This window comes from Blautia sp. MSJ-9 (assembly GCF_018919065.1).
Taxonomy (GTDB): Bacteria; Bacillota; Clostridia; order Lachnospirales; family Lachnospiraceae; genus Blautia_A.
The window spans coordinates 63,715-76,959 of record NZ_JAHLQG010000047.1; the positions used below are offsets into that span (position 1 = coordinate 63,715).

10 protein-coding genes and 1 pseudogene are annotated in these 13,245 nt (G+C 44.4%); all 11 read left to right on the forward strand.

Annotation, left to right across the window (positions count from 1 at the left end; all coding sequences use genetic code 11):
- The first annotated feature begins 90 nt into the window (after positions 1–90).
- The 11 genes and pseudogenes from KQI87_RS13635 (at position 91) to KQI87_RS13685 (ending at position 13,163) form a co-directional block, all read left to right on the forward strand.
- Positions 91–513, forward strand: a complete 423-nt coding sequence (locus tag KQI87_RS13635; RefSeq protein ID WP_216460614.1) for a PPC domain-containing DNA-binding protein — start codon at positions 91–93, stop codon at positions 511–513.
- 464 nt (positions 514–977) lie between these two features.
- Entirely contained in the window at positions 978–2,426 is a 1,449-nt protein-coding gene (locus tag KQI87_RS13640) for a subtype B tannase (RefSeq protein WP_216460615.1), read from the forward strand.
- 121 nt (positions 2,427–2,547) lie between these two features.
- A complete protein-coding gene (locus KQI87_RS13645; protein WP_216460616.1) occupies positions 2,548–3,837 on the forward strand; it encodes an SLC13 family permease in 1,290 nt (429 codons plus the stop codon).
- A gap of 179 nt (positions 3,838–4,016) precedes the next feature.
- Positions 4,017–4,283 (forward strand): annotated as a pseudogene (locus tag KQI87_RS17615) (hypothetical protein); the annotation flags it as partial.
- Between the two features lie 38 nt (positions 4,284–4,321).
- The gene (locus KQI87_RS17365) at positions 4,322–4,531 is read left to right on the forward strand and encodes a winged helix-turn-helix domain-containing protein (RefSeq protein ID WP_253292535.1); all 210 of its coding nucleotides are present in this window, start codon (positions 4,322–4,324) and stop codon (positions 4,529–4,531) included.
- A 362-nt stretch (positions 4,532–4,893) separates the two neighbouring features.
- Entirely contained in the window at positions 4,894–6,879 is a 1,986-nt protein-coding gene (gene uvrB / locus KQI87_RS13660) for an excinuclease ABC subunit UvrB (protein WP_216460617.1), read from the forward strand.
- 354 nt (positions 6,880–7,233) lie between these two features.
- The gene (gene hrcA / locus KQI87_RS13665; protein WP_008707388.1) at positions 7,234–8,274 is read left to right on the forward strand and encodes a heat-inducible transcriptional repressor HrcA; all 1,041 of its coding nucleotides are present in this window, start codon (positions 7,234–7,236) and stop codon (positions 8,272–8,274) included.
- A 17-nt stretch (positions 8,275–8,291) separates the two neighbouring features.
- Positions 8,292–8,936 carry a nucleotide exchange factor GrpE gene (grpE, locus tag KQI87_RS13670; RefSeq protein ID WP_215680597.1) on the forward strand — a complete coding sequence of 215 codons (645 nt, stop codon included), beginning with the start codon at positions 8,292–8,294 and terminating at the stop codon, positions 8,934–8,936.
- Positions 8,937–8,998: 62 nt separating this feature from the next.
- Positions 8,999–10,876 carry a molecular chaperone DnaK gene (gene dnaK / locus KQI87_RS13675; RefSeq protein ID WP_215680599.1) on the forward strand — a complete coding sequence of 626 codons (1,878 nt, stop codon included), beginning with the start codon at positions 8,999–9,001 and terminating at the stop codon, positions 10,874–10,876.
- Positions 10,877–10,995: 119 nt separating this feature from the next.
- Entirely contained in the window at positions 10,996–12,180 is a 1,185-nt protein-coding gene (dnaJ, locus tag KQI87_RS13680; protein ID WP_216460618.1) for a molecular chaperone DnaJ, read from the forward strand.
- A gap of 269 nt (positions 12,181–12,449) precedes the next feature.
- Positions 12,450–13,163 (forward strand): phosphatase PAP2 family protein, encoded by a 714-nt coding sequence (locus KQI87_RS13685; RefSeq protein ID WP_253292531.1) that lies wholly within the window; start codon positions 12,450–12,452, stop codon positions 13,161–13,163.
- Positions 13,164–13,245: the final 82 nt, after the last annotated feature.

The window sequence follows — 13,245 nt, forward strand, 5'->3', positions numbered from 1 at the left end:
CATGAACTATGGTGCAGATAAGAAGTAGTTATGATTCTTTATTAAAATCGCCAACAACCTGGAACACTGCACAAAAGGGAGGTTTAGAATATGGATTACAGTAGATTGCAGGACACGCTCATCGTTCGCATAGATAAGGGTGAGGAGATTACCTCACAACTTCGTAAAGTCTGTGAAAAAGAAGATGTCAAACTAGCCTGTGTCGAGGCGCTAGGAGCAGTGAATGATTTTACCGTTGGCGTCTTCAACACCGCAGAGAAAAAATATCATTCCAATCGCTTTCAGGGTGCTTTTGAGATCGTTTCCCTGACAGGTACCGTTACTACCAAGAGGGGGGAATTCTATCACCACTTGCATATGAGTGCTGGCGATGATAAGGGTTCAGTTTACGGTGGGCATCTGAACTGTGCCACGGTCTCCGCTACCTGTGAGATGATCATCCGTGTAATCGACGGCTGTGTCGAGCGCAGGTTCGATCCTGAGGTCGGACTCAACCTTTTTTCGTTTGTCTGAGTGAAACGGGGATGTTGTATCGTACGCAGTCAGTCAGAATCAGGGAACGCTAGATTTGCGCCTGATACTTTGCAGGTCTGCTGGTATTGGAATAATACCCCGCGATGTAGTCCCTGACAGGGTCAAGGTTCAGGCTTAAAAGTTTTTGGTGCTCTTTAAGATGAAGGTTAAAGTGGTAATGGGGATTGTTGCGGTAATATTGCAGCTAAAAGTATCAACAAAGGTTCGATACTCATTGTGGCTCTGCCATGATTCGGGTTTGAACATAAATATACCGCCTTTGTCATTAAGTGGAAACGCGCGTATTTCAGGCATTTTGTCAAATGTTTTTTGAAAAAATAGAAAAAGTACAGAATTGTTACAGAAATGTAGAGATGCAATTGTAAATTTAGAGTTGAGAAAAGTTAGGAAATAAAAGAGATTTGAGTTTCCGAGACTACACAAACAGTAAAGGAGGGATATATATGCATTGGCACTATAACGATGCGTACCATTGTTATTGTTCAGATGAGATTGTCTATTGTAAAAAACCGAAAGATCCTAAAAAACAGTCGCTGAAAATTTATGTGCCTGAGGTTTTCATGAGACATGACGGCACGATTACATGGGACAAGAATGTGTTAAATCACAACGGTTCATCTTATACAGCTAAGACCGTTCCCATCATCTATGTCAACGGCGTAAGCGGGTATCGGGAATCTGCCCCACCTGAAGTGGCGGATCGCACGATCAAATTTATCAAAGATGGATATGTAACGATCGGTGTCGGCTCGCGCGGCAAGGAGACACGGGATGCTTCCGGAAAAAGCATCGGAAAAGCCCCTGCGGCTCTTGTGGATTTGAAAGCCGGTATTCGTTGGTTACGTGCGCATAAGGGAGAGTTCCCTGGCGATACGGATAAGATTGTCAGCGTGGGAAGGAGTGCTGGCGGAGCGATGAGTTCCATGGTTGGGCTGACCGGCGACCATCCGGATTATGATGTCTATCTGGAAGAAATCGGTGCCGAAATGGATGAGAGTGATCGTGTCTACGCATCACAATGTTTTTGCCCGATTACAAATCTCGAAAATGCAGATATGGCATATGAGTGGATGTTCAGGGAGAAGGCAATCTCTGTTTTTAATTCCAGCTCTCTGCCTAAAGTAAACAGCGAATTCCAGCGAGCATTATCTCACGACCTTGCTGATGCTTTCCCGGAGTATATCAACAGCTTGGATCTTGGGCTCACGTTAAATCGCGATGGCCGGAGTGGAAGTTACTATAATGCGGTCATGGCTGAGATTACCAAATCACTGAATCGTTTTCTCATCCGACATGGACATACGCAGGAGGAGAGAAAACTGCTGGCGGAAGAGGTGGATGCCGGGACTGGCACCGTCATGTGGACCGGAAAGGACTGGGAGATTACGGACCTTGATGCCTATGTGCATCATATCATTGGACGCAAGAAAGCATGCCCTGCGTTTGATGCCCTGGAAAAGCAAACGCATGAGAATCATGTGTTTGGTTCTGAAACAGAAGATTACATGCATTTCGATTCTTTCATCGGTACGCTGATGTCAGATGGAAGATATGAAAAACTCAATGGATACAGTTCCATATATGCGGAGGATTATTCCTCTGTGACAAAGGATGTCGATCTGTTAAAGAGAATTTCTTTGATTAATCCTATGAATTATATAAAACTGTGCGGAACGAAGCACGTGGCAGAGCATTTCCGCATACGGGTGGGCAGTATGGATGCCGATACATCGTTTGGTATTGCCTTCACGCTGGCGAAAGCATTGGAGGCAGCTGGACACCAGGATGTGGATTACGCACTGGTCTGGGGATCAGGACACTGCGATGCAGACTACCCAGGAGAATTCAGCGCTTGGCTGGATGATCGTGTAAAGAGGGATAATCTTCAGTAGAACATATAGGACAAGATGAAGTGACCTCACATTTGTAACAATGTGGATTTACCAGTATACTAAGTTTTGAAAAAAACAATGGTAACAGGGATTACTACATACAAAAAGGAGAAAATCTATTATGGAAAACATACAGATATATATTGTTATTGCCGTAATGGTTGGCATGATAATTATGTTTGTGACACAGAAAGTGTCGTTCGGTGTTACGGCTATGACAGCTGTGGCCATCCTTGCTATCACAGGTGTTCTGAGCTTTTCCGAAGCCTTTTCGGGATTGGTGAATAAGAATACCATTATGGTGGCAACAGTCATGGTACTCGGAAATGCCATCTCGAAAACCAGCCTGATTCGAAGATTGAAAGACGTGATGAACCGATTGAAAGGTAAGAGCGGGATCGGACTGATGCTGGCGCTGATTGGCATCACCATACTCTTGTGCCAGGTAATGGGCCAGGCAGCTGTCCTGACGATCATATACGTCTTTATTCGGAACATGGATGACGACGGGGAACTGAGTCAGTCGAGGATGCTGTATCTCATTTTTGTAATTCTCTGTGCGTGGACAGGATTATTCCCGGTTGGTATGGGCGCTGCTCGTCCCATGCAGGCCAATGCCTATTATGAAGGAATGGCGTCAGCAGATCAAATGTTGGGTATGTTTGATCTGACGAAAGTCTCAATTCTTCCTGCCATCGCAATGACTGTATTTTCTATCTTAGCATGGAAACTGATACCCAAAATGAAGCTTAGCCACGACCAGATTCAAGGCACTACGAAACAGGCGGAAGAGGTCAAAGAGCTTTCCCGACCGCAGGAAATTATCGTCCTTATTCTCTTTGTTGCGGTCATTGTCGGGTTCTTGTTCAACAGTCAGATTGGGGATATCTCCTACCTGATTCCGGTTGCAGGTGTACTGATCCTAATTTTCACCAAAATTATGGAGCGTGAAGAAGCTGTACATATAATGACGAGCGATATGGTGTGGATGATCGGCGGTATGCTGGCAATGTCTACGGCTCTGAGCACTTCCGGAGCGGGTGAAGCAATTGGAAAACTGGTGCTCCGTCTTCTTGGACAGAACCCCAGTGGATTCACAGTAGTGCTAGTGTTTGCTGTTGCAGCAGTTGTTATGTCGACGTTCCTTTCCAATCACGGCACAATGGCTGTTTTGACCCCGATTGCGGCAAGTACCGCACTTGCGGGTGGCATGGATCCAAGAGCGGTTGTTCTTGTTGCCAATGCGGCAGCGTGGTATGCCGTTGCGTTCCCCACAGGCTGTGCAGCGGGAACCATGGCTTATTCCATCAGCAAATTTGATCCTTTGAAGCTATTGAAATTTAACATCCCATATCTGATTATTGGAATAATCACTCTGACTTTGAGCGTTTGCTTATTCTTCCCTATGTGAGGATTCATTTCGGAAGACATCAGATATTAGTATTGGATGGTGGGCGAATAAAAGAGCAAGGGATACATGAAGAATTGATTGAGAGAAATAGTATATATGCATCTCTTGTTCGACAATCTAGTTTTCGGAAAAGATGGACAATCTGAAAAAAAACTAGCAGGAAAAATCTTTATAAGTCAGGTGAGGATTATCTGGAGGCTATCTTCATTCTTCGAAAGAATAAAGGTATGGTGCGTTCCATTAATCTTGCCCGACACATGGGTTTCTCCAAAACGAGTATTAGCCACGCAATAGAGGTTTTTCGGAAAGGCGACTTTTTAACAATGGATGAGGATGGAATTGTGAAGGAGGTCACGTACTTCTTATCTTCAAAGGCACAGTGCCAGGTCACGTATTTAACATCCTCTCCCCAAGCATTAAATTTTCTGACTTGGAAATCCATTTGAAGGAGCAGACGGTCTATCGGAATGGCGAATTAGTGCCAATGCCCCACCATGAGTTCTTTACTTTACTCTACCTAACTCAACACCCGTCTTGGGTTCTCTCGAAAGAACAGATCTACGAAGCGGTCTGGAGAGAGAACCCGGAGCATTGCGGGGCGACTGTGGCGAATGTGGCGTATTCCTTTAGACGGAAGATTGGAGAAGGGTACATAGAGACTGTGGTTGGGAGTGGGTATCGGTTTGTGGGGTAGGTAATGATTTTGCCGATGGCAATGAGCGTTTGTACGCTGTTGCTGTCGGCACTTTTGATTTTATTTTACAAACCCTATCTGCAGTAGCCATAAAAAGTATAGATGAACAGAAGAACAAATGTTCTGGGAAACATCTATACTTTTTATTTTATGTATGCTATACTTTTTAGTGAATTTCCGTGATACCAATTCCACCTGATGTTATCTGGTGTTGCGGTGTTTCAAAAAATGGGTTTTAGTGACTTTCATTCGTAAAATGCCAAAAGTTCGACTATATGCTAGGACTTTGAATACCCAGTTTTACGAATTTCTGGCATATAGGCGAACTTTTTTACGGGTCACTAGAAAGGAAAAATGCAGTTATGGAGTTCAAATTACACTCAGAATTTGCCCCCACCGGCGACCAGCCGCAGGCCATTGAGAAGCTGGTCCAGGGCTTCAAAGAAGGCAACCAATGCCAGACTTTACTAGGGGTTACGGGTTCTGGCAAGACTTTTACCATGGCAAATGTCATCCAGCAATTACAGAAACCGACCCTCATTCTGGCACACAATAAAACCCTCGCGGCACAACTTTACGGGGAGTTTAAGGAGTTCTTCCCGGAGAACGCGGTGGAGTATTTTGTGTCCTATTATGACTACTATCAGCCGGAGGCTTATGTCCCGTCTTCAGACACCTATATTGCCAAAGACTCCTCCATCAATGACGAAATTGACAAACTCCGTCTCTCTGCCACAGCCGCAATGTCAGAGCGGAAAGACGTAGTGGTCATTTCCTCCGTTTCCTGTATCTACGGACTGGGATCCCCTCAGGAATTCTTTGACATGATGATCTCCCTGCGTCCAGGTATGACCAAAGACCGGGATGAGGTAATCCGGGAGCTGATCGACATTCAGTATACCAGAAATGAGATGGACTTCCACCGAAGCACCTTCCGTGTCCGCGGAGATACTCTGGAAATTTTTCCTGCCAACAGCTCCGACACAGCCGTGAGAGTAGAATTTTTCGGAGATGAGATCGACCGTATTTCAGAAATTGATGTACTGACAGGAGAAATCAAATGCCAGCGTTCCCATATCAGCATCTTCCCTGCATCCCACTATGTAGTGCCTGCAGAACAGATCCAGAGAGCTGCTGTAGCAATAGAAGAAGAATTAAAAGAACGTGTAGAGTATTTCAAAAGTGAAGACAAGCTTCTGGAAGCCCAGCGAATCTCAGAACGCACCAATTTCGACATTGAAATGATGAAAGAAACAGGATTCTGTTCAGGAATTGAAAATTATTCCAGACATCTGTCAGGATTAAAGCCCGGACAGCCGCCATACACACTGCTGGACTATTTTGGAGATGACTTCTTACTTATTATAGATGAATCTCATATTACAGTACCTCAGGTAGGAGGAATGTACGCCGGTGACCAGAGCCGTAAGCAGACGCTGGTAGACTACGGCTTCCGACTTCCTTCAGCCAAGGATAACCGTCCCTTAAGCTTCGAAGAATTCGAATCCAAACTGGATCAGGTCATGTTTGTATCTGCCACTCCGGGACAATATGAGTATGATCACGAACTCCTCCGCGCAGAACAGATCATCCGTCCAACCGGACTTCTGGATCCGAAAGTAGAAGTTCGCCCCATTGAAGGACAGATTGACGACCTGATCGGAGAAGTAAACAAAGAAGTATCAAAGAAACACAAAATCCTGATCACCACCCTCACCAAACGAATGGCAGAAGACCTGACAGAATATATGAAAGAAGTAGGAATCCGAGTCCGCTATCTCCATTCCGATATCGATACCTTAGAGCGTGCCCGCATCATCCGCGATATGCGCCTGGATGTCTTTGATGTACTGGTAGGAATCAATCTCCTCAGGGAAGGTCTGGACATCCCTGAAATCACCCTGGTAGCAATCCTGGATGCAGACAAAGAAGGTTTCCTCCGTTCCGAAACCTCCCTCATCCAGACCATCGGACGAGCTGCCCGAAACAGCGAAGGCCATGTAATCATGTACGCAGACAACATGACCGATTCCATGCACAAAGCCATCACCGAAACCAACCGCCGCCGAACCATTCAGGAAGCCTACAACAAAGAACATGGAATCACCCCCACCACCATCAAAAAAGCAGTCCGCGACCTCATTGCCGTATCCAAAGCAGTAGCCGAAACCGAGGTCCGACTCCAGAAAGACCCAGAGTCCATGACCCGCAAAGAACTCACCAAACTCATCGCCCAGGTAGAAAAACAAATGCGCGCCGCCGCCGCAGACCTCAACTTCGAACAGGCCGCCGAACTCCGCGACAAAATGATCGACCTGAAAAAGAACCTGGATACGCTGGATAAGTAACAATCCCAATTGTTGTTACTGTTCACTCCGTGCCCAGTAACACGCTTCGCGATGCAAAAAATATGAACCTCCTTGTGCAAAGCCCAAGGAGTATCGTTTGCTTCGCAAACTTAATTTATGCTATTCGCATAAATTCGCGCGATATGTCTCGGGATTTTGGCATTCTCATGCCAAAACACCTCGCGGGATAGTGGCGTGAGAACAGTAACCAATTGTTCATAAAATAACAAAAAATTCACAAAATAATATTGACAAACAACTTTAAGAGTGCTATCTTATGAACATAGATGTTAGCACTCTTAATTATCGAGTGCTAACAATCAAAAAAGAAAGGCAGAAAAGGAGTGGAACTTCATGGATCAGGAATTAGATGATCGTAAAAAGAAAATACTAAAAGCCATCATCAAAACCTACATGGAAACAGGCGAACCGGTGGGTTCCCGGACCATTTCCAAGTTTGCAGATTTAAATGTAAGCTCTGCCACCATCCGGAATGAGATGTCAGACCTGACAGATATGGGATATATCGTACAGCCCCACACCTCAGCCGGAAGAATTCCTTCTGATAAAGGTTATCGCCTCTACGTAGACGAGCTGATGAAAGAAAAGGAATCAGAGGTTCAGGAAATCAAGGATCTCATGATAGAGAAAACTGACAAACTGGATAAAATGCTGAAGCAGGTAGCAAAGGTACTGGCCTCCAATACCAACTATGCAACCATGATCTCTGTTCCACAGTATAGCGGAAGCAAGATTAAATTCATCCAGCTTTCCCGCGTAACACCCCTTCAGCTTGTGGCAGTAGTAGTGAGTGATAACAATGTCATCCGAAACCAGATCATCAATCTGGATGAGGAGATGGACGATCAGACAATCCTGAAATTAAATCTTCTTCTTAACACCAACTTAAATGGGGTGCCTATTCAGGATATCAACCTGGGAATGATCGCCCGCCTGAAAGAACAGGCAGGTGTACATGGCTCTGTGGTTGGCACAGTCCTTGATGCAGTGGCAGACACCATCCAGGTAGACGAAGATGATATGCAGATATATACTTCAGGAGCAACCAACATTTTCAAGTATCCGGAGCTTGCAGACACAAGCAAAGCGAGCGAGCTGATTTCAGCATTTGAAGAGAAGCAGGATCTGGTAGACCTGGTGAAAGAGAGAATGTCTGATACCGAGAACACAGGAATTCAGGTGTACATTGGTGATGAGATGCCGGTGCAGACCATGAAAGACTGCAGTGTGGTCACAGCCACTTACGAACTTGGAAAAGGAATGCATGGTACCATCGGTATCATCGGTCCGAAGCGTATGGATTACGCAAACGTAGTTGACAGCCTGAAGGCTTTGAAAGTCCAGTTGGACGAACTGATTAAGAAAGAGAGTTAGAAAGGCGGTAATAGAGAGTGTCAGAAGAAACAAAGAACACAGCTCAGGAAGAAGAGACAACAGAGACTCCTGTAACAGAAGAAACTGTTGAGGATGAACCTGAAGTTGTAGAGAATGGCGAAGCTGAAGCAGAAGAGATCCCGGTAGAGGATGGAGACGAAGAAGCTTCCCAGGATGACAAGAAAGACAGCAAATCAAAAACTTCTTTCTTCGGCAAGAAGAAAAAAGAGAAAGATAAATTTGAACAGCAGATCGAAGAACTTACAGATAGACTGAAACGAAACATGGCTGAGTTCGATAACTTCCGTAAGAGAACGGAGAAAGAGAAATCCAGCATGTACATCATCGGAGCTAAAGACATCGTTGAGAAAATGCTTCCAGTTGTGGATAACTTCGAGAGAGGCCTTGCACAGGCACCGGAAGGTGATTCTTTCGCGGATGGCATGAAGATGATCTACAAACAGCTGATCACAACATTGGATGAGCTTGGTGTGAAACCGATCGAAGCAGTCGGCAAGGAATTTGATCCGAACTTCCATAACGCAGTGATGCATGTGGAGGACGAAGAAGCTGGTGAGAATATTGTGGTAGAGGAATTCCAGAAAGGTTACACCTACAAAGATTTCGTAGTTCGCCACAGTATGGTAAAAGTAGCCAATTAATTTGTATTAGTAATATAGAATATATCAAATCTAGTTGAGAATAAATTAGGAGGAACAAGATTATGGGAAAAATCATTGGTATTGACTTAGGTACAACAAACAGCTGTGTAGCCGTAATGGAAGGTGGACAGCCAACAGTTATCGCAAATACAGAAGGCGCAAGAACAACACCATCTGTTGTAGCTTTCACAAAAACAGGAGAGCGTCTTGTAGGTGAACCTGCAAAACGTCAGGCAGTAACAAACGCAGAGAGAACAATCTCTTCTATTAAAAGAGAGATGGGTACAGATTACCGTGTAACAATTGACGAGAAGAAATATTCTCCACAGGAAATTTCCGCTATGATTCTTCAGAAACTGAAAAAAGATGCAGAAGGATACCTTGGCGAGAAAGTTACAGAAGCAGTTATCACAGTTCCTGCATACTTCAATGATGCTCAGCGTCAGGCAACAAAAGATGCCGGTAAGATTGCTGGTCTTGATGTAAAACGTATCATCAACGAGCCAACAGCAGCAGCTCTTGCATATGGTCTTGACAATGAAAAAGAACAGAAGATCATGGTATACGATTTAGGTGGCGGTACATTCGATGTATCTGTAATCGAAATCGGTGATGGCGTTATCGAAGTACTTTCTACAGCAGGTAACAACCGTCTTGGTGGTGATGACTTTGACCAGAAAGTTACAGATTATATGCTTGCAGAGTTCAAGAAAGCAGAAGGCGTTGACTTAAGCAATGATAAGATGGCACTTCAGAGATTAAAAGAAGCTGCAGAGAAAGCAAAGAAAGAGCTTTCTTCCGCAACAACTACAAACATCAACCTGCCATTCATCACAGCTACAGCAGAAGGCCCGAAACACTTCGACATGAACCTTACAAGAGCTAAATTCGATGAATTAACACATGACTTAGTAGAAATGACAGCAGAACCGGTACGTCGTGCACTTTCAGATGCAGGTATCACAGCATCTGAACTTGGCCAGGTACTTCTGGTTGGTGGATCTTCCCGTATCCCGGCTGTACAGGATAAAGTAAGACAGTTAACAGGCAAAGAGCCAAGCAAGAACCTGAACCCGGATGAGTGTGTAGCACTTGGTGCTTCTATCCAGGGTGGTAAACTTGCAGGTGATGCAGGCGCAGGCGATATCCTTCTTCTGGATGTTACTCCACTGTCACTGTCCATCGAGACAATGGGTGGTATCGCAACAAGACTGATCGAGAGAAATACTACTATTCCTACAAGAAAGAGCCAGATTTTCTCAACAGCAGCAGACAACCAGACAGCAGTAGATATCAACGTTGTACAGGGTGAGCGTCAGTTTGCAAAAGACAACAAATCCCTTGGTCAGTTCCGTCTGGACGGAATCCCGCCAGCACGTCGTGGTGTTCCGCAGATTGAAGTTACATTTGATATCGATGCAAACGGTATCGTAAATGTATCTGCTAAGGATCTTGGAACAGGTAAAGAACAGCACATCACAATCACAGCTGGTTCCAACATGTCTGATTCCGATATCGACAAGGCAGTAAAAGAAGCTGCTGAGTTTGAAGCACAGGATAAGAAACGTAAGGAAGCAATCGATACAAGAAACAATGCTGATTCCATGGTATTCCAGGTTGAGAATGCACTGAAAGAAGCAGGCGACAAGATCGATGCTAATGATAAAGCTGCTGTAGAAGCAGACCTGAACGCACTGAAAGATTTACTGTCTCAGACTGCAAATGCAGAAGAGATGACAGATTCTCAGGTAGCAGATATCAAAGCTGCTCAGGAGAAGATGATGGAAAGTGCTCAGAAGCTTTTCGCTAAAATGTATGAGCAGACACAGCAGGCAGGCGGCCAGGCAGGACCGGACATGAATATGGGCGGCGGTGCAGCAGGCAGCACAGATGCAGGAAACAACGATGATGTTGTAGATGCTGATTATAAAGAAGTATAATGTGACATTTCTGTAAAAGCAGAGATTTGCAACGGAAATATCAATAATAACTGTTCAGTGGGAGAGTCTCTCTCACTGAATAGTTGTGTTATAAATAAAACGGGTATAGGATTAAAATCATGGCTGATAAGAGAGATTATTATGAAGTCTTAGGCGTGGACAAAAGCGCCGATGACGCAACACTTAAAAAAGCATATCGTAAGCTGGCCAAGAAGTATCACCCGGATGTAAATCCAGGAGATAAAGAGGCTGAGGCGAAATTTAAAGAGGCAACAGAGGCTTACACCATCTTAAGCGATCCGGAGAAGAGAAAACAGTATGACCAGTTTGGCCATGCGGCTTTTGAAAACGGTGGCGGAGGTGCTGGCGGCGGCTTCGGAGGTTTTGATTTTAACGGTGCTGATATGGGTGATATCTTCGGCGATATTTTCGGCGATTTATTTGGCGGCGGCAGCAGAAGCAGACGTGCCAATAATGGTCCGATGAAGGGAGCTAATCTCCGCGCACGCGTAAATATTACTTTTGAAGAAGCTGTCTTTGGCTGTGAGAAGGAACTGGAGATCGTACTGAAAGACGAGTGTACCACCTGTCATGGAACAGGTGCGAAGCCGGGTACTTCACCGGTAACCTGTCCGAAATGTCATGGAGAAGGTCAGGTTGTTTATACACAGCAGTCCATGTTTGGAATGGTGCGTAATGTACAGACTTGTCCGGATTGTCATGGATCAGGTAAGATCATCAAGGATAAATGTACTTCCTGCCGCGGAACCGGATATACATCTTCAAGAAAGAAGATTCAGGTATCTGTACCTGCAGGTATTGACAATGGTCAGAGCATCCGCATCCGTGAGAAGGGTGAACCGGGTACAAACGGAGGTCCGAGAGGCGATCTGCTTGTAGAAGTAAATGTTGCACGTCATCCGATCTTCCAGAGACAGGATATGAATATCTTCTCTACTGCGCCTCTTACATATGCGCAGGCAGCGCTGGGCGGTACTGTACGTATCAACACAGTGGATGGAGAAGTTGAATATGAAGTGAAACCGGGAACTCAGACAGATACAAGGATCCGTCTGAAAGGAAAAGGTGTGCCATCTTTAAGAAACAAGAATGTACGTGGCGACCACTATGTAACTTTCGTTGTACAGGTTCCTACAAACCTCAACGAAGAAGCAAAAGAAGCACTGCGTAAATTCGACGAAGCATGCGGCAACCGCCCGAAAGAATCTTCTGAAGGAACAGAGAAATCTGAGAAGAAGAAAAAGAGCTTCATGGATAAATTAAAAGAGACTTTTGAAGACTGATCCTTACAGATCTAAGGGTTGGACTTCTATAAAAGTTCAGAAATATAAAAGAAAATTAAAGAAAAGAGGGCAAACCTCTTTTCTTTTTTTGCGTGGTCGTGTATATTGAAAGATAACGGTAAAATGCAGAAGAGAAGTCGCAATGATTATATGACCTCAAAAAGGGATAGAATAAAAGACTACAGATGCAAGTATTTCCGATAGTTGAAAATGATACAGGTTCATAACAGTTTAGCAGGATAAAAGTTTCCTGAGAAATGGAGAGATATTTGACTAAAAAAGAGAAAATCAGAGATTTTCGGGAGAAATATCTCCCAACATGGGCAATACTGCCGCTGGTAAGCATAGTTGTATTGAATTGCCTGATCTACTGGGGCAGTGGCATACTGACGGCCAGCAGGTATCATTTTGATTTTACTTCATCATTGGACAGAGCAGTGCCATTGATTCCACAGTTTGTCTGGATCTATATTCTGGCATTTCCATTCTGGGCGGTAAACTATATCCTGGCAGCACAGAGAGGAAAAGACGGATTCTATCGCTTTGTGGCAACAGACCTGACTGTACACATTGCATGTTTTGTAATCTTTCTTATTTTACCGACAACGAATATAAGACCTGAGATTTCAGACAGTACATGGTCTGATCAGATCCTCAGACTGCTTTATCTGGTAGATGGCGGCAACAGTCCGTCGAATTTATTTCCGTCTATCCATTGCTATGTAAGCTGGCTGAGCTGGCGCGGAGTCAGAAAATCAGAGAAGATTCCAAAATGGTATCAGCATTTTTCGCTGATTTTTGCAATCCTGATCATTATTTCTACACAGGTATTGAAACAGCACTATCTGGTGGATGCAATTGCAGGAGTGGGACTGGTGGAACTGGCGTGGAGATTTTACAGTAAAGGAAACCGCAACAATATTTTTAGAAATTTTTTTGAAAAAATAGGCGGAATATACACCCAGAATAAAAAGAAAAGTTAAGTGTGAATATCAGTCTGGCAGATGAGGCTTTTTCCTATTAAAAATGATAACTAATAATAAATATATATGATAAAAGAAATGG

Excerpts from the sequence above, each read along its gene's own strand:
- KQI87_RS13635 (WP_216460614.1), top strand. The coding sequence starts at position 91 with ATGGATTACAGTAGATTGCAGGACACGCTCATCGTTCGCATAGATAAG.
- KQI87_RS13640 (WP_216460615.1), top strand. The coding sequence starts at position 978 with ATGCATTGGCACTATAACGATGCGTACCATTGTTATTGTTCAGATGAG.
- KQI87_RS13645 (WP_216460616.1), top strand. The coding sequence starts at position 2,548 with ATGGAAAACATACAGATATATATTGTTATTGCCGTAATGGTTGGCATG.
- KQI87_RS17365 (WP_253292535.1), top strand. The coding sequence starts at position 4,322 with ATGCCCCACCATGAGTTCTTTACTTTACTCTACCTAACTCAACACCCG.
- uvrB (WP_216460617.1), top strand. The coding sequence starts at position 4,894 with ATGGAGTTCAAATTACACTCAGAATTTGCCCCCACCGGCGACCAGCCG.
- hrcA (WP_008707388.1), top strand. The coding sequence starts at position 7,234 with ATGGATCAGGAATTAGATGATCGTAAAAAGAAAATACTAAAAGCCATC.
- dnaK (WP_215680599.1), top strand. The coding sequence starts at position 8,999 with ATGGGAAAAATCATTGGTATTGACTTAGGTACAACAAACAGCTGTGTA.
- dnaJ (WP_216460618.1), top strand. The coding sequence starts at position 10,996 with ATGGCTGATAAGAGAGATTATTATGAAGTCTTAGGCGTGGACAAAAGC.